Annotated in this window: 17 protein-coding genes, 2 tRNA genes and 1 other RNA gene; 10 read left to right on the plus strand and 10 right to left on the minus strand. The window is 56.3% G+C overall.

Annotated elements, in window-relative coordinates; translation table 11 throughout:
* Positions 1 to 106 precede the first annotated feature (106 nt).
* The 5 genes from IM294_RS11465 (at position 107) to pnuC (ending at position 2422) form a co-directional block, all read left to right on the plus strand.
* Positions 107 to 182: transfer RNA gene (locus IM294_RS11465), tRNA-Lys, on the plus strand.
* A 31-nt stretch (positions 183 to 213) separates the two neighbouring features.
* Positions 214 to 289, plus strand: a tRNA-Lys gene (locus IM294_RS11470).
* A 26-nt stretch (positions 290 to 315) separates the two neighbouring features.
* Positions 316 to 444, plus strand: a non-coding RNA gene (locus IM294_RS11475) — RtT sRNA.
* Between the two features lie 191 nt (positions 445 to 635).
* A complete protein-coding gene (gene nadA, locus IM294_RS11480; protein ID WP_126817781.1) occupies positions 636 to 1679 on the plus strand; it encodes a quinolinate synthase NadA in 1044 nt (347 codons plus the stop codon).
* Between the two features lie 23 nt (positions 1680 to 1702).
* Positions 1703 to 2422, plus strand: a complete 720-nt coding sequence (gene pnuC / locus IM294_RS11485; RefSeq protein WP_028012391.1) for a nicotinamide riboside transporter PnuC — start codon at positions 1703 to 1705, stop codon at positions 2420 to 2422.
* Here the strand turns inward: pnuC and zitB are convergent.
* Both zitB and IM294_RS11495 read right to left on the minus strand, forming a co-directional pair.
* Positions 2419 to 3354: a CDF family zinc transporter ZitB gene (gene zitB / locus IM294_RS11490; RefSeq protein ID WP_028012392.1), complete on the minus strand. Its 936-nt coding sequence runs from the start codon at positions 3352 to 3354 to the stop codon at positions 2419 to 2421. The two genes, pnuC and zitB, sit on opposite strands and share 4 nt — an antisense overlap.
* Positions 3355 to 3459: 105 nt before the next feature.
* Positions 3460 to 3840, minus strand: coding sequence for a protein YbgS (locus tag IM294_RS11495; RefSeq protein WP_045259933.1), 381 nt, complete (start codon positions 3838 to 3840; stop codon positions 3460 to 3462).
* Positions 3841 to 4143: 303 nt separating this feature from the next.
* Between IM294_RS11495 and aroG the strand changes: the two genes are divergently transcribed.
* The gene (gene aroG, locus IM294_RS11500; RefSeq protein ID WP_028012394.1) at positions 4144 to 5196 is read left to right on the plus strand and encodes a 3-deoxy-7-phosphoheptulonate synthase AroG; all 1053 of its coding nucleotides are present in this window, start codon (positions 4144 to 4146) and stop codon (positions 5194 to 5196) included.
* A 62-nt stretch (positions 5197 to 5258) separates the two neighbouring features.
* On the opposite strand, the gene gpmA is transcribed toward aroG, so the two are convergent.
* From gpmA to modE, 7 genes are all read right to left on the minus strand, one after another.
* A complete protein-coding gene (gpmA, locus tag IM294_RS11505; protein WP_008501111.1) occupies positions 5259 to 6011 on the minus strand; it encodes a 2,3-diphosphoglycerate-dependent phosphoglycerate mutase in 753 nt (250 codons plus the stop codon).
* A gap of 206 nt (positions 6012 to 6217) precedes the next feature.
* On the minus strand, positions 6218 to 7258 hold the full coding sequence (gene galM, locus IM294_RS11510) for a galactose-1-epimerase (RefSeq protein WP_126817779.1): 1041 nt from the start codon (positions 7256 to 7258) through the stop codon (positions 6218 to 6220).
* Positions 7252 to 8400 carry a galactokinase gene (gene galK / locus IM294_RS11515; protein WP_028012396.1) on the minus strand — a complete coding sequence of 383 codons (1149 nt, stop codon included), beginning with the start codon at positions 8398 to 8400 and terminating at the stop codon, positions 7252 to 7254. Before galK ends, galM begins: the two co-directional genes overlap by 7 nt.
* A 2-nt stretch (positions 8401 to 8402) precedes the next feature.
* On the minus strand, positions 8403 to 9449 hold the full coding sequence (gene galT / locus IM294_RS11520; RefSeq protein WP_126817777.1) for a galactose-1-phosphate uridylyltransferase: 1047 nt from the start codon (positions 9447 to 9449) through the stop codon (positions 8403 to 8405).
* A 9-nt stretch (positions 9450 to 9458) separates the two neighbouring features.
* A complete protein-coding gene (galE, locus tag IM294_RS11525; protein WP_041910754.1) occupies positions 9459 to 10475 on the minus strand; it encodes a UDP-glucose 4-epimerase GalE in 1017 nt (338 codons plus the stop codon).
* 200 nt (positions 10476 to 10675) lie between these two features.
* The gene (gene modF, locus IM294_RS11530) at positions 10676 to 12148 is read right to left on the minus strand and encodes a molybdate ABC transporter ATP-binding protein ModF (RefSeq protein WP_028012399.1); all 1473 of its coding nucleotides are present in this window, start codon (positions 12146 to 12148) and stop codon (positions 10676 to 10678) included.
* A gap of 67 nt (positions 12149 to 12215) precedes the next feature.
* Positions 12216 to 13004 carry a molybdenum-dependent transcriptional regulator gene (gene modE, locus IM294_RS11535; protein ID WP_047367754.1) on the minus strand — a complete coding sequence of 263 codons (789 nt, stop codon included), beginning with the start codon at positions 13002 to 13004 and terminating at the stop codon, positions 12216 to 12218.
* 127 nt (positions 13005 to 13131) lie between these two features.
* Between modE and IM294_RS11540 the strand changes: the two genes are divergently transcribed.
* The 4 genes from IM294_RS11540 (at position 13132) to modC (ending at position 15983) form a co-directional block, all read left to right on the plus strand.
* Entirely contained in the window at positions 13132 to 13281 is a 150-nt protein-coding gene (locus IM294_RS11540) for an AcrZ family multidrug efflux pump-associated protein (protein WP_013097516.1), read from the plus strand.
* A gap of 178 nt (positions 13282 to 13459) precedes the next feature.
* Positions 13460 to 14233, plus strand: coding sequence for a molybdate ABC transporter substrate-binding protein (gene modA / locus IM294_RS11545; protein ID WP_041910750.1), 774 nt, complete (start codon positions 13460 to 13462; stop codon positions 14231 to 14233).
* The gene (gene modB, locus IM294_RS11550; RefSeq protein ID WP_126817775.1) at positions 14233 to 14922 is read left to right on the plus strand and encodes a molybdate ABC transporter permease subunit; all 690 of its coding nucleotides are present in this window, start codon (positions 14233 to 14235) and stop codon (positions 14920 to 14922) included. Before modA ends, modB begins: the two co-directional genes overlap by 1 nt.
* Before the next feature lie 2 nt (positions 14923 to 14924).
* On the plus strand, positions 14925 to 15983 hold the full coding sequence (gene modC, locus IM294_RS11555) for a molybdenum ABC transporter ATP-binding protein ModC (protein WP_126817774.1): 1059 nt from the start codon (positions 14925 to 14927) through the stop codon (positions 15981 to 15983).
* Here the strand turns inward: modC and IM294_RS11560 are convergent, their stop codons facing one another.
* Positions 15984 to 16802, minus strand: a complete 819-nt coding sequence (locus IM294_RS11560) for a pyridoxal phosphatase (RefSeq protein ID WP_045259940.1) — start codon at positions 16800 to 16802, stop codon at positions 15984 to 15986.
* Between the last annotated feature and the right edge of the window lie 30 nt (positions 16803 to 16832).

The following is a 16832-nucleotide window of genomic DNA, read 5'->3' on the forward strand; positions in this document are numbered from 1 at the left end:
GGTCGTTAGCTCAGTTGGTAGAGCAGTTGACTTTTAATCAATTGGTCGCAGGTTCGAATCCTGCACGACCCACCAGCCTGAATAAATTAGCAGTACATCCCGCAAGGGGTCGTTAGCTCAGTTGGTAGAGCAGTTGACTTTTAATCAATTGGTCGCAGGTTCGAATCCTGCACGACCCACCAGCCTGAATAAATTAGCAGTACATCCCGCAAGGGGTCGTTAGCTCAGTTGGTAGAGCAGTTGACTTTTAATCAATTGGTCGCAGGTTCGAATCCTGCACGACCCACCAATGTAAAAAAGCGCCCTAAAGGCGCTTTTTTGCTATCTGCGATCTGGATGATTCGAACCTGCAGCAGGTTCGAGCCGAACGTAGTGAGGCACCGGAGCCGTTTACGGCGACGGCCCGAAGGGCGAGCGAAGCGAGTCATCCTGCACGACCCACCAGTGTAGAAAGGCGCCCTAAAGGCGCCTTTTTGCTATCTGCCGTACAACAAATGCTCCGCCCATCTATTCCCGGTGACTTTTCACTCCAGATTCGCTATCTTGTTTAGTATATAAAACACAATTGCCCTGCGTTTTGCTTTGTCAGGCAAAAGAAAGGCAATATTGTTAAGCCAGTAAAACGAGAAGCCATAATGAGCGTGATGTTCGATCCTGAAGCCGCAATCTATCCGTTTCCGCCAAAGCCTGCGCCATTAAGCCAGGATGAAAAACAATTCTACCGCGAGAAGATCAAACGGCTTCTCAAAGAGCGCGATGCGGTGATGGTGGCCCATTACTACACCGATCCGGAAATCCAGCAGCTGGCGGAAGAGACCGGGGGCTGTATTTCTGATTCACTGGAGATGGCCCGCTTCGGTGCAAAACATCCCGCTTCCACGCTGCTGGTTGCAGGCGTGCGCTTTATGGGCGAAACGGCAAAGATCCTCAGCCCGGAAAAAACCATCCTGATGCCGACGCTCAATGCGGAGTGTTCGCTCGATCTCGGCTGCCCGATTGACGAATTCAACGCCTTCTGCGACGCCCATCCTGACCGGACCGTGGTTGTTTACGCCAACACCTCTGCGGCGGTAAAAGCGCGCGCAGACTGGGTGGTCACGTCGAGCATCGCCGTTGAGCTGATTGAGCATCTGGACAGCCTGGGTGAGAAAATTATCTGGGCCCCGGACCGCCATCTTGGCAATTACGTTCAGAAGCAGACCGGCGCTGACGTTCTTTGCTGGCAGGGCGCCTGCATTGTGCACGACGAATTCAAGACCCAGGCGCTGTCCCGTATGAAGGCGCTTTATCCTGACGCGGCCATTCTTGTTCATCCTGAATCACCGCAGTCGATTGTTGATATGGCCGATGCGGTTGGCTCAACCAGCCAGCTTATCAACGCGGCCAGGACGCTGCCGCACAAGCAGCTCATCGTCGCGACCGATCGCGGTATCTTCTATAAGATGCAGCAGGCCGTACCGGAGAAAGAGCTGCTGGAAGCACCAACGGCAGGTGAGGGCGCGACGTGCCGCAGCTGCGCGCATTGCCCGTGGATGGCGATGAACGGCCTGAAGGCCATTGCCGAAGGGCTCGAGACAGGCGGTGCAGCGCATGAAATTCATGTGGACGCCGCTCTGCGTGAAGGTGCGTTAATTCCGCTTAACCGCATGCTGGATTTTGCGGCTACACTACGTACTTAATTCAAAAACGCCCTGGGGAAAAGATGGATTTTTTTAGTACGCAAAACATTCTGGTTCATATACCGATTGGTGCAGGTGGCTATGACCTGTCATGGATTGAAGCCGTAGGCACGCTGGCGGGGTTGCTGTGTATCTGGCTGGCAAGCCTGGAGAAGATCAGCAACTACGCGTTCGGGCTGATTAACGTCACGCTGTTTGCGATTATCTTCTTCCAGATCCAGCTGTACGCCAGCCTGCTTTTACAGCTGTTTTTCTTCGCCGCCAATATTTACGGCTGGTACGCCTGGTCCCGGCAGAACAGCCAGCAGGAGGCTGAGCTGCAGATCCGCTGGCTGCCCTTACCGAAAGCCATCGCCTGGTTTGTCGCCTGCGTCGTCGCCATTGGTTTGATGACCGTCTACATCAACCCGGTGTTTGCGTTCCTGACCCGCGTTGCCGTTTCGGTCATGTCCGCGATTGGCCTCAACGTGACGATGCCGGAGCTTCAGCCGGATGCCTTCCCGTTCTGGGATTCCTGCATGATGGTGCTGTCGATCGCGGCGATGGTCCTGATGACCCGTAAATACGTTGAGAACTGGCTGCTGTGGGTCATCATCAACGTCATCAGCGTGGTGATTTTTGCCCTTCAGGGCGTCTATGCCATGTCGCTGGAGTATCTGCTGCTGACCTTCATTGCCCTGAACGGCAGCCGGATGTGGATCAAGAGCGCGCGTGAGCGTGGCTCACACGCGCTTTCAAGCTAGTGGTGATGATGTGAATGGTCGGGCTGCGCCTCGTTAAGGTGGCAGTCCGGCCCGCTACAGGGCTGATACTCCATCTGGATGGTGGCGTGACCTATCTCATAGTGATGTTCAAGAAAGTGCTGGATGCGTTCAAGCAGCGCGTCGTGGTCGTGGGGCGGGATGACCTGGACGTGCAGCGTCATGACCGGCTTCTCGCCTACCAGCCAGACGTGCACGTGATGAACGTTACGCACTTCCGGGACAGTACGGCGCAGGTTTCGTTTCAGCTCGTCAATGTCCATTGATGCCGGCGCCCCTTCCAGCAGTTCATTGACGCTCTCCTTCAGCAGCCGCCAGGCGCTGCGCAAGACCAGACACGATACCAGCACGGAGAGAATGGGGTCGACAGGCGTCCAGCCGGTATAGAGGATCACCAGCGCGGCGACAATCGCCCCGACTGAGCCGAGCAAATCCCCCAGCACATGCAGAGCCGCAGCGCGAACGTTGAGGTTCTTTTCCCCGCTGCCGCGATGCAAAATCCAGAACGCCAGAATATTTGCCAGCAACCCCGCCACGGCAATCACCATCATTGTCGTCCCGGCGATGGGCTGCGGGTGCCTGAAACGCTGTACGGCCTCCCAGACGATAAGAACAGTAATAACCACCAGCGCGATGGCGTTAACAAACGCGGCAAGGGTGGTCAGCCTCAGCCAGCCGAAGGTATGACGCGCGTTGGGTGGGCGGCGAGCAAACTGCACCGCCAGCAGGGCGAAAAGCAGCGCTGCGGCATCGGTCAGCATATGTCCGGCATCAGCCAGCAGCGCCAGCGAGCCGGAAACCAGGCCGCCAATGACCTCGATAACCATAAACGTGGCCGTAACGCCAAAGGCCAGCATAAGTCGTTTTGCGTTGTCGTTGCCGGGAGAAGATGGGTGTGAGTGGGTGTGCGCCATGTCTGCTTTCCTGATTCGTTATTATTTTAGTGTAGCGTTTTTAACAGGTTACTCCAAAAAGAAAGGAGAGCCTGGGCTCTCCTTTCGCATTTGAAGCATCAAATATTACTGGGTTGTGCCATCAGTTTTGGTATTGGCGTCGTTACCCACTTTGTCGTTCGGATCGGGACATTTGCCGTCCTTGCACATCGAGTTCTTATGAACCTCATCCGAGCTCATGTTGTCATGATTCATGGTATCGGAAGCACTACCGTTCGGATGCAGCATGGTACCACCGGTGTTGGTATTGCCGGTATTGATCTGGCTGTTATCGACATTATTCGGGGCGATATTCTGTTTCGCATCAGGCGCAACCTGGCCTGCCGCTGCTGCCGCATTGGCATCACCGTTGCTGTCTGAAGCACCCGTTTCTGCGGCCAGGACGCTGCCGCTGGCAAGGGTGAGTGTGGCAGTCAGGAAGAGGGTAGTCAGTTTTGTCATTTTCATGATGGTGCTCCTGTTCTTGTCGTTACGCTGGATAACATTCTCCAACAGTGCATCTTTTTAGAGGCGAAAGATTCCGCCTTACGGACTTACGTCAGTAGGGAATCGCGTTTAAGCGTTTAAAAATGGTTGTTACAGTTAAAAAGCTTAGGTTAGATCTCATTTTTCGCTATTTTGTGGCGATTTTTAGGCGAATTCCAGGAATTATCTGCGTGAAGTGTAAAACCGTGTTTACACTTCCTGGTCGACAAGATAGATTGAAAGGATTGCTTTCATTACTAAAGATATGGCAGAGCTGGAAAGAAGATGAATTATCAGAACGACGATTTACGCATTAAAGAGATCAATGAGTTATTACCTCCTGTAGCACTCCTTGAGAAATTCCCCGCCACTGAAAATGCCGCAAATACGGTTTCTCATGCTCGTAAAGCGATCCACAAGATCCTGAAAGGTAATGACGATCGTCTTCTGGTGGTGATTGGCCCGTGCTCCATTCACGATCCTGCCGCTGCGAAAGAGTATGCGGCGCGTCTGCTCACCCTGCGTGAAGAGTTAAAGGATGAGCTGGAAATCGTCATGCGCGTCTATTTTGAAAAACCGCGCACGACCGTGGGCTGGAAAGGGCTGATTAACGATCCGCACATGGATAACAGCTTCCAGATCAACGACGGCCTGCGCATTGCGCGCAAGCTGCTGCTGGAGATCAACGACAGCGGCCTGCCTGCTGCCGGCGAGTTCCTGGATATGATTACGCCACAATACCTGGCAGACCTGATGAGCTGGGGCGCCATTGGTGCCCGTACCACTGAATCTCAGGTTCACCGCGAGCTGGCTTCCGGTCTCTCATGTCCGGTGGGCTTCAAAAACGGTACTGATGGCACCATCAAAGTGGCTATCGATGCCATCAACGCCGCGGGTGCGCCGCACTGCTTCCTGTCCGTGACCAAATGGGGTCACTCCGCCATCGTCAACACCAGCGGTAACGGTGATTGCCATATCATTCTGCGCGGCGGTAAAGAGCCAAACTACAGTGCAAAACACGTGGCAGAGGTGAAGGCCGGGCTGGAAAAAGCCGGGCTGCCACCGCAGGTGATGATCGACTTCAGCCACGCCAACTCCAGCAAGCAGTTCAAAAAGCAGATGGAAGTGGGGGCAGACGTCTGTCAGCAGATCGCTAACGGTGAGAAGGCGGTAATTGGGGTGATGATCGAAAGCCATCTGGTAGAAGGTAACCAGAACCTGGAAGGCAGCGAGCCGCTGGTGTATGGCAAAAGCGTCACCGATGCCTGCATTGGCTGGGACGATACCGATGCCATCCTGCGTCAGCTGGCGAATGCGGTAAAAGCGCGCCGCGGCTGAGTCCTCACGCACAAATAAAAAAGCGCGGAAGGCTCCGCGCTTTTTTTTATGTCCGGCGAAAATTACTTCGCTTTACCCTGGTTCGCGACAGCCGCTGCTTTCGCTGCGATCTCGTCCGCGTTACCCAGGTAGTAATGTTTGATTGGCTTGAAGTTTTCGTCGAACTCATATACCAGCGGTACGCCAGTTGGGATGTTCAGTTCGAGGATCTCGTCTTCGCCCATGTTGTCCAGATATTTCACCAGCGCGCGCAGGGAGTTACCGTGAGCAGCGATGATCACGCGCTCACCGCTTTTCAGGCGTGGCAGAATGGTTTCGTTCCAGTAAGGCACAACGCGGTCGATGGTCAGCGCCAGGCTCTCGGTGGTTGGCAGCTCAGCATCAGTCAGTTTCGCGTAGCGCGGGTCGTGGCCCGGATAGCGCTCGTCATCTTTGGTCAGCTCTGGTGGGGTGACCGCGAAGCCGCGACGCCACTGTTTAACCTGCTCGTCACCGTATTTCTCAGCGGTTTCCGCTTTGTTCAGACCCTGCAGTGCACCGTAGTGACGCTCGTTCAGTTTCCAGGATTTCTCAACCGGCAGCCAGGCCTGATCCAGTTCGTCCAGCACGTTCCACAGGGTGTGGATGGCACGTTTCAGCACAGAGGTGTAAGCAAAATCAAAGCTGAAGCCTTCTTCCTTCAGCAGTTTACCTGCTGCTTTTGCTTCGCTTACGCCTTTCTCGGACAGATCAACGTCGTACCAACCGGTAAAGCGGTTTTCGTTGTTCCACTGGCTTTCGCCGTGACGCACCAGGACCAGCTTAGTAATAGCCATCTCTTACTCCTCAAGCATTTTTAGAATGATAACAATTCTCATTATATTGCTGTGGCCGTGCCAGCAGCAACGCTTAACCCTAACCATAGCGAAAATAGTCTCTGAGTGTAAGATGCTTGTGAATCCAGGGTTAGGATTTTGTCAGCGATCGGCGCTATTTTCAGCAAGACGCGCAGAAAAAAGCCCTCCGATGGGAGGGCTGGAAATCATTTCGGAATAAAATGGTATTCCGTCACGCTAATGTACTCTTCACCGGGGCGCAGCACGCAGTCCGGCTGCGGCCATTCAGGATGATTGGGGCTGTCCGGCAGGAACTCGCTCTCAAGCGCAAGTCCTTGCCAGTCGCTGTACTCATTGTGTTCGCGCGCCGTCGTGCCGCCGAGGTAGTTGCCCGAGTAGAATTGCAGGGCAGGGGCGGTGGTATACACCGTCATCTGCAGTTTCTCATCGCTGGACCAGACCTGTGCGGCAGGCTGCTTCACATCACCTTTGGCGTGCAGCAGGAACGCGTGATCGTAGCCTTTCACCTTGCGCTGATCGTCATCGCTCAGGAAATCCTGGGCGATAACTTTCGCGCTGCGGAAATCAAAGCTGGTCCCGCTCACCTCTTTCAGGCCCTGATACGGAATGCCCATCTCGTCAACCGGCAGATACGCGTCCGCCAGGATCTGCAGCTTGTGGTTACGCACGTCGCACTGGTTGCCGTCGAGATTGAAGTAGGCATGGTTAGTCAGGTTAACCGGACACGGCTTGTCGACCGTCGCACGGTATTCAATAGCGATACGGTTGTCGTCCGTCAGCGTAAAGCGCGCGGACGCGGTAAGGTTCCCCGGGAAGCCCTGATCGCCATCAAGCGAATCCAGCGAGAACAGCACTTCGCTGTCGTTTTGACGAACAATTTTCCAGCGGCGTTTATCAAACCCGTCCGGACCGCCGTGAAGCTGGTTCTCGCCCTGGCTTGGCAGCAGCGGGTACTGCACGCCGTCGAGCTCAAAACGGCTTTTCGCGATGCGGTTGGCATAGCGCCCGACGGACGCGCCCAGATAGGCAGACTGATTAACGTACTGCTCGGGTGAGGCGCAGCCCAGCAGGGTTTCGCGCACGCTGCCGTCCGGCATCGGTACGCGGGCAGAAAGCAGGGTCGCACCCCAGTCCATCAGCGTAACCACCATCCCCGCGCTGTTGCGCAGGGTTAACAGTCGATACGGCAGACCATCCGGTGCGAGTGTAGGTGTTTCGTTTAGCACTGTCCGGCTCCTTGTGATGCTTTACATACATAGAACGTTTCTTTGATGCCCGTTTGCGCTTCGTACTGCTTCGCCACGGCGTCCTGGACGGCAGGGACCAGCTCTTCCGGCACCAGCGCGACAATGCAGCCGCCAAAGCCGCCGCCCGTCATGCGCACGCCGCCTTTATCGCCAATAACCGCTTTGACGATGTCCACCAGGGTGTCGATCTGCGGCACGGTGATTTCAAAATCATCGCGCATGGAGGCGTGAGATTCCGCCATCAGCTCACCCATGCGCTTCAGGTCACCTTTCGCCAGCGCGGAGGCGGCTTCAACGGTACGGGCATTTTCGGTCAGCACGTGGCGAACGCGTCTGGCGACGACAGGATCCAGCTCGTGCGCCACTTTGTTAAATTCATCGAGCGTCACGTCGCGCAGGGCAGGCTGCTGGAAGAAGCGCGCGCCGGTTTCGCACTGTTCGCGGCGGGTGTTGTACTCGCTGCCCACCAGCGTGCGTTTAAAGTTACTGTTGATAATCACGACGGCCGCGCCTTTTGGCAGGGGAACGGCTTTGGTGCCAAGCGAGCGGCAGTCGATCAGTAAAGCATGCTCTTTTTTGCCCAGCGCGGAGATCAGCTGGTCCATAATGCCGCAGTTGCAGCCCACGAACTGGTTTTCCGCTTCCTGACCGTTCAGGGCAATTTGCGCCCCGTCCAGCGGCAGATGATACAGCTGCTGGAAGACGGTTCCCACGGCCACTTCGAGCGAGGCCGACGAGCTCAAGCCCGCACCCTGCGGCACGTTGCCGCTGATGACTAAATCGGCGCCGCCGAAGTTCTTATTGCGCTTCTGCAGATGCTTCACCACGCCGCGCACGTAGTTAGACCACTGCTGGCTGTCGTGCGTCACAATCGGGGCATCAAGGGAAAACTCGTCCGTCTCATTACCGTAATCCGCCGCAATGACGCGGACTTTACGGTCGTCGCGCTTCGCACAGCTGATAACCGTCTGGTAATCAATTGCGCACGGCAGCACGAAGCCGTCGTTGTAGTCGGTGTGCTCGCCGATCAGGTTGACGCGACCAGGCGCCTGAATTACGTGGGTGGCAGGGTAGCCAAATTTCTCAGCAAACAGGGATTGTGTTTTATCTTTCAGACTCATTTTTAGACTCCTGATTCGCGATAGTGGACGTCGCTGACGGCACGCAGACGCTCTGCCGCCTGTTCCGCCGTCAGGTCACGCTGGGTTTCCGCCAGCATTTCATAGCCCACCATAAATTTACGCACCGTTGCAGAGCGCAGCAGCGGCGGATAGAAATGGGCGTGCAGCTGCCAGTGCTGATTCTCTTCGCCGTTAAACGGCGCGCCGTGCCAGCCCATGGAGTACGGGAAGGAGCACTGGAACAGGTTGTCGTAACGGCTGGTCAGCTTTTTCAGCGCCAGCGCCAGGTCGTCGTGCTGCGCGTCGCTGAGATCGGTAATGCGCTGAACGTGCGCTTTCGGCAGCAGCAGCGTCTCAAACGGCCAGGCGGCCCAGTAAGGCACGACCGCCAGCCAGTGTTCGGTTTCCACTACGGTACGGCTGCCGTCGGCCAGCTCGCGCTGGGTGTAGTCCACCAGCATGGGTGAGCCGTTTTCTGCGAAATAGTCCTTCTGCAGACGGTCTTCACGCTCGGCTTCGTTGGGCAGGAAGCTGTTCGCCCAGATCTGGCCGTGCGGATGCGGGTTAGAGCAGCCCATCGCCGCGCCTTTGTTTTCGAACACCTGCACCCACGGATAACTTTGCCCCAGCTCAGCGGTTTGCGCCTGCCAGGTGCTGACCACCTCTTTCAGCGCGTCCACGCTCAGCTCCGGCAGCGTTTTGCTGTGATCGGGCGAGAAGCAGATCACGCGGCTGGTACCGCGCGCGCTTTCGCAGCGCATCAGCGGGTCGTGTCTCGCGGGGGCATCCGGGGTATCGGTCATCAGGGCGGCAAAATCGTTGGTAAACACGAAGGTGCCTTTGTAGTCCGGGTTTTTATCCCCGGTCACGCGCGTGTTGCCCGGACAGAGGAAGCAATCCGGGTCGTGCTGCGGCAGGGTCTGTTTTGCAGGCGTCTCCTGCGCCCCCTGCCAGGGACGCTTGGCGCGATGCGGAGAGACCAAAATCCATTGCCCGCTTAGCGGGTTAAAACGACGATGCGGATGATCGACGGGATTAAACGAAGTCATGACGGATCCTTAGTCCGGATAACCCTGCGGGTGGCGTGACTGCCAGTGCCAGGTATCCTGTGCCATTTCATCAAGCGTGCGGGTAACACGCCAGTTAAGTTCTTTATCGGCTTTGGTGGCATCGGCCCAGTAAGCAGGCAGGTCGCCATCACGACGCGGAGCGAAGTGGTAGTTCACCGGCTTACCGCAGGCTTTGCTGAAGGCGTTAACCACGTCCAGCACGCTGCTGCCGACCCCGGCGCCGAGGTTATAAATATGCACGCCCGGTTTGTCAGCCAGCTGCTGCATGGCTGCAACGTGGCCGTCTGCTAAATCCATCACGTGGATATAGTCACGCACGCCGGTGCCGTCTTCGGTCGGGTAGTCATTGCCAAAAATGGCCAGCGACTCGCGACGGCCTACCGCCACCTGGGCGATGTACGGCATCAGGTTGTTCGGGATACCCTGCGGATCTTCACCCATATCGCCAGACGGATGGGCGCCGACCGGGTTGAAGTAGCGCAGCAATGCGATGCTCCACTCCGGCTGGGCTTTTTGCAGGTCGGTCAGGATCTGCTCTACCATCAGCTTGCTTTTGCCGTACGGGCTTTGCGGCGTACCGGTCGGGAAGCTTTCAACGTAAGGAATTTTTGGCTGATCGCCATAGACGGTGGCGGAGGAGCTAAAGATAAAGTTTTTGACGTTTGCCGCGCGCATGGCGGAGATCAGACGCAGGGTACCGTTGACGTTGTTGTCGTAATACTCAAGCGGTTTCGCAACGGATTCACCGACCGCTTTCAGACCCGCGAAGTGGATCACCGCTTCGATGGCGTGGTCGTGAAGGATCTCGGTCATCAGCGCTTCGTTGCGGATGTCGCCTTCCACGAAAGTCGGCTGTTTACCGCCAAGACGTTCAATCACCGGCAGCACGCTGCGCTTACTATTGCACAGGTTGTCGAGGATGATCACATCGTGACCATTTTGCAGCAGTTGCACACAGGTATGACTTCCGATGTAACCGCTACCACCTGTTACCAGAACTCGCATAATTCGCTCCATTGGGCCTATGGTATGTAATAACCATAGCATAACAGAGACGAAAAAAGTGTGACATGGGATAAAATAGTGGAATCGTTTACACTCGTTTTCACACCCGCTTTTTCGATGACGTAGAGCATTCTAGATCAAAGAGATAGCGATGTATTGATGCAAGTTATCTGAAAAGAGGAGGGCGGTGCCCCCCGCTGTTAATCTACGTTGCTGAGAAGGTAGCGATAACCCTCGCCGTCCGCGACAAACTCGAGGCGGTGGGTGATGCAGGAGGGGGCATCTTCGGCATGGTGTGAAACGAACAGCAGCTGCGTTTCACCTTCGCTAATCAGCACGTCCACAAAGCGGCGGACCAGCTGTCGGTTAAGCGGATCCAGCCCCTGCAGCGGCTCGTCGAGGATCAGGAGCGTAGGGTGTTTTACCAGCGCGCGAACGATCAGTGCCAGACGCTGCTGCCCCCACGACAGGCTATGAAACGGCGCGTCAGCCACCCGGTTATCCATCCCCAGAATATCCAGCCACTGCTGGGCCAGCTTGTGCTGTTTATCTGACACTGCCTGATAAATGCCGATGGAATCAAAATAGCCGGAAAGGATCACGTTGCGTACCGTGGTACTGACCCGGTAATCCAGATGCAGGCTGCTGCTGACGTAGCCAATGTGCTTTTTAATATCCCAGATGGTTTCGCCGCTGCCGCGACGGCGGCCAAACAGCGTCAGATCGTTACTGTAGCCCTGCGGGTGATCGCCGGTTATCAGGCTCAGCAGCGTGGATTTCCCCGCGCCGTTGGGACCGACAATCTGCCAGTGTTCGCCAGGATTAACCGTCCAGCTGAGGTGATTCAGGATCGGTCGTTCGTCATAGGAGACTACGCCATCGCGCAGGACGATAAGCGGCTGCCGGGGATCGAGACCGTGGCGTGCTGCCGGCGCGTCGGGGTCCGGCAGCGCAATGCCCGCCAGCTTTTCGCTGTGCGCAAGCTGGGCAATCAGCGCCTGTCGGAGCAGCGCGGACTTTTCTCCGGTTTCGATCAGGCTACAGTCTGCCAGCACGCCCGCGTTCTGCACGAAGTCAGGAATTTCATCGAAGCGGTTCAGCACCAGTACGATCGTATAGCCTTCCTGATTCAGAGAGTCCAGCAGGGCAGCCAGCTGGGCGCGGGAGTGGACATCCAGCCCGTCAAAGGGCTCATCCAGAATCAGCAATTCCGGCTGGCTCATGAGCGCCTGGCACAGCAGCGTTTTCCGCGTCTCGCCGGTAGAGAGGTACTTAAAGCGCCGGTTCAGCAGCGCGGAAATGCCAAACTGTTCCGCCAGATGCTGACAGCGGGCGGGATCTTTCACCTCATCCTGAATAATTTCCGCCGCCGTGCGGCCGGTATCTTCTTCGCCAGGACTGAGTAAATCGGTATTGTTGCGCTGCCACTCGTCGCTGACCAGCTTCTGCAGCTGTTCAAAGGACAGGCGCGTCAGGCGCGTGAAATCGCTCCGGCATTCGCCTTTGAGAAGGGTAAGCTCTCCGGCCAGCGCGCGGGCCAGCGCGGATTTACCGCTGCCGTTAGTGCCGACAAACGCCCAGCTTTCACCCGCGCGTATTGTCAGATCGGCAATCGTCAGCGTTCGGGTATCGCTAAGACGAAACGTACCTTGCGAAATATGCAATGATGACATGATGTATCCCATTTTTTGCAGCAATTGATATCAGGGATACGCACTGTCGTCACGATTGTCAATGCGCTCAGCACAATGTGGCGATAATCACCCGGTCCGCGTTGAAATATGCGGTGACGACAGCACCTTCTTCTAAATCGTTCGCCTCGCTGAGCGGGACCGTGGCGCAAAGCGCCTGTCCGTCTGCCAGGGGCATCAGCACTTCGCACTGCTCCTTGCCGCGTTCGATATGACTGATGGTGCCCCGCAGCTGGTTATCAGCCGCCTTTGCCTTGTCCGGGTCGCGTGTGATATTGACCCAAGGTGCTTTCAGCAACACCAGCACCTCTTTACCTTCATCCAGGTCAAGGCGCTCTGCGCTCTGGGCCGTTATCGCCGCTTTCAGACGGGTGACACCATCGGCAAGCAGGATCTCAACATGCTGCTGAACCTGGAGATTATCGCGCGCCGTCACCGTACCAAACCACTGGTTGCGGGCGCTGGTCTGCAACGAGAAGCGGGAAATGGCGGCCAGCAAGCTGTCCAGCGGAACGTTGTCGTCGTCACTCAATACATCGAACGCTTTTTGCTGAATCTGGCCCAGGAGATCGTAGAGCTGAATCAGGCGCAGGCCGTAGCGTGTGACAACAGCACCTCCACCGCCTTTGCCCCCTGTGGCTCTGTCCACCAGCGGATGCTCGCTCAGGGTGTTCATGTCATTGATGGCATCCCAGGCGCTTTTATAGCTAATCCCGGCGTTCTTAGCGCCCTGGCTAATTGAGCCGGTTTGTTCTATCTGTTTAAGCAGGGCAATACGTCGGGGATCGGCGAAAAGCTTTTGCTGAAGTCGGAGAGTAAGAAGAATTTCGGCCTGCATAACAGTGTCCTGGCAAAAAGAATATTGTGACCCAAATGGTGCAGGGCGCAAAGGGCACCGCACAAAAGGGGATGTTTTTCTTACTTTTCAGGGTAGAATAGCCCATTCACAAAATCTGGAGAAAACCATGTTAGAGTTGTTGAAAAGTCTGGTATTCGCCGTGATCATGGTACCAGTAGTGATGGCCATCATCCTCGGTGCCATCTACGGCCTGGGTGAAGTGTTCAACGTCTTTTCGAATATCGGTCACCGAGACCGTGCGAAAAAGCAGCATTAATTTCCCACAAAACGCCCGGCTTGCCCGGGCGTTTTGCTCTCAAGCTTTTCTTACTTTCGCCGATATTATTTAACGTAACACACCGTGTTACCCCTTGAGCGGTACGAATTACCGCTGGGATCTCCCTGACGATACCGTTATATTAATATGTATATAACGCTACTCACAGGAGTTACAGATGGCACGTTCATGGGTACGCCTTTTCGCAGGGGCAACGCTGACGCTTTCACTTACCGGACACGCGCTGGCGGACGAAGGTAAAATCACGGTCTTTGCGGCGGCGTCGTTGACCAACGCGCTGCAGGATATTGCGGCGGCGTATAAAAAAGAGAAAAACGTCGAGGTAGTCTCCTCTTTTGCCTCTTCCTCTACGCTGGCACGGCAGATAGAAGCGGGCGCTCCGGCAGATCTGTTTATCTCTGCTGACCAGAAGTGGATGGACTATGCGGTGGAGAAGAAATCGATTGATGCGGCGACCCGCGAAACGCTGCTGGGCAATAGCCTTGTCGTGGTTGCACCGAAGGCCAGCGCGCAGGGTGAAATCACCATCAACAAAGAGACAAACTGGACCCGCCTGCTGAACGGTGGCCGTCTGGCGGTGGGTGACCCGGAACACGTTCCGGCCGGGATTTACGCCAAAGAAGCGCTGCAAAAGCTGGGCGCGTGGGAGACCCTGTCACCAAAACTGGCCCCGGCGGAAGATGTGCGCGGCGCGCTGGCGCTGGTGGAGCGTAACGAAGCTCCGCTGGGCATTGTGTATGGTTCCGATGCCGTTGCCAGCAAGGGCGTAAAAGTGGTTGGCACCTTCCCGGAAGACTCCCACAAGAAAGTGGAATATCCTGTGGCGATTGTTGATGGACATAAAAATGCGACCGTAACGGCCTTCCGCGATTATCTGAAGGGGCCGGAGGCGTCCGCAATCTTTAAACGTTATGGATTTACGACTCACTGATGATACTGACCGATCCTGAATGGCAGGCTGTTCTGCTGAGCCTTAAAGTCTCTTCCCTGGCGGTTGCGCTGAGTTTGCCCTTTGGGATCTTTTTTGCCTGGCTACTGGTTCGCTGTCGGTTCCCCGGCAAAGCGCTGCTCGACAGCGTCCTTCATCTTCCCCTGGTTTTACCGCCCGTGGTGGTCGGTTATCTGCTGCTGATATCGATGGGGCGACGCGGTTTTATCGGCGAAAAGCTTTACGACTGGTTCGGAATCACCTTTGCCTTTAGCTGGCGCGGTGCGGTACTGGCGGCGGCGGTGATGTCATTCCCGCTGATGGTCAGAGCGATCCGCCTCGCGCTGGAAGGCGTGGATATGAAGCTCGAACAGGCAGCCCGTACGCTCGGTGCCGGGCGCTGGCGCGTCTTTATTACCATCACGCTTCCGCTTACGCTGCCGGGCATCATTGTCGGGACGGTGCTGGCGTTCGCCCGCTCGCTGGGCGAGTTTGGTGCGACCATCACCTTTGTGTCGAACATTCCCGGCGAGACGCGGACCATCCCATCGGCCATGTATACCCTGATTCAGACGCCAGGGGGAGAGAGTGCCGCAGCGCGGCTGTGTATCATCTCTATCGTATTAGCCCTGGTTTCGCTGCTGGTTTCTGAATGGCTGGCACGGCTAAGCCGCGAACGGATGGGGAAATAAAGATGCTGGAACTGAATTTCACCCAGACGCTGGGAAACCATACTCTTACGCTTAACGAGACGCTGCCTGCAAGCGGCATCACCGCCGTCTTCGGCGTGTCGGGCGCGGGTAAAACGTCTCTGATTAACGCCATCAGCGGCCTGACGCGCCCGCAGTCAGGGCGCATTGTCCTGAACAACCGCGTCCTGAATGACGTGGAGAACAAGATTTTCCTTTCGCCGGATAAACGCCGCATCGGTTATGTTTTTCAGGACGCGCGCTTGTTCCCGCACTACAGCGTGCGCGGCAACCTGCGCTACGGTATGGCGAAAAGCATGGCCGGGCAGTTTGATAAGCTGGTGACGCTTTTAGGCATTGAACCCCTGCTCGACAGGCTGCCGTCCTCGCTCTCCGGCGGGGAGAAACAGCGTGTGGCTATAGGCCGCGCGTTGCTGACCGCCCCCGAACTGCTGCTGCTCGACGAGCCGCTGGCCTCGCTGGATATTCCGCGCAAGCGTGAGCTCCTGCCGTACCTGCAGCGTCTGACCCGCGAAATTAATATTCCGATGCTCTACGTCAGCCATTCACTGGATGAGATCCTCCATCTGGCCGATAAAGTGCTGGTGCTGGAAGAGGGCAGCGTGAAGGCCTTCGGCAACCTGGAAGAGGTGTGGGGCAGTAGCGTGATGCACCCCTGGTTACCCAGGGAACAGCAGAGCAGCATCCTGAAGGTGAGCGTTCTGGAGCATCATCCGCACTACGCGATGACCGCCCTGGCGCTGGGCGACCAGCATCTTTGGGTCAATAAGATCGACAAACCGTTGCAGTCCGCGCTGCGGATCCGCATCCAGGCGTCGGACGTCTCGCTGGTGCTGCAGCCGCCGCTGCAAACCAGTATTCGAAATATTCTGCGCGCCAAAGTGGCGGAGTGTTTTGATGATAACGGGCAGGTAGAGGTGAAGCTCGACGTGGGCAGCAGGACGCTCTGGGCGCGCATCAGCCCGTGGGCCAGGGATGAGTTAGCAATCAAGCCCGGCCTGTGGCTTTACGCGCAAATCAAGAGCGTTTCGATCACCGCCTGATTACAGCAGGTGGGTATAAATGTACTGCGCGATGCTATCGGTGGTGTTGTCGCCAATCACCACGTTAGCACGCGCTTTTACCGCGTCGTCCGCATTACCCATCGCCACGCCCGTACCGACGGCTTCCAGCATGCTGATGTCGTTGTAGTTGTCGCCGAAGGCGATCGCGTCCTGCATTGACCAGCCCTGCGATTCCACGTACTGCGTCAGGCGCTTGCCTTTGCTGTTACCCTTGCGGGCTATATCCACCTGATCGTGCCAGGACCATTCGCACTCCAGCCCCAGCGTGTCCTCGACGTGTTTCGCGAAGGTATTCAGTTTGGTGGTGTCTTCATCCGTCAGGGCAAACTTCCAGATAGCCTCAACGTCCTGGGCCGCCTGACGCAGAGAGGAAACCTGGGTAAAGACCGGACGCTGCGCTTCTGGCAGAGACAACGCCCAGTTGCTGGTGCGTACCACATGGCCGGTTGGGCGCTCGTACACCATCGCGTTATCCACATACATCAGGCCGTGAACGTTATGCTCATCCAGCAGATCGATCAGCTGCAGCGCCTGGGGAACCGGCAGCGGGTCGGAGGCTAAAACCTTTTTTGCCTGATAATCATACAAATAAGTGCCATTACAACAAATTGCAGGTGTATCCAGCGCCAGTGCCTGATAAAAAGGGTGAATGGCAACGTGATGTCGACCCGTTACGATAAGGAGTTGATATCCCACTTCCTGCGCGCGTTTAAGCGCTTCAAGGGAGGAGGGGAGCAGGGTTTTCTGAGGGGTAAGTAATGTTCCGTCTAAATCCAGTGCAATCACACGCGAGGTCATTTGTTCTTCCGGGTTAATGTTGAATTTTAG

The sequence above is a fragment of the Enterobacter cloacae complex sp. P43RS genome, assembly GCF_014930585.1.
In the GTDB taxonomy this organism is placed as follows: domain Bacteria; phylum Pseudomonadota; class Gammaproteobacteria; order Enterobacterales; family Enterobacteriaceae; genus Enterobacter; species Enterobacter bugandensis.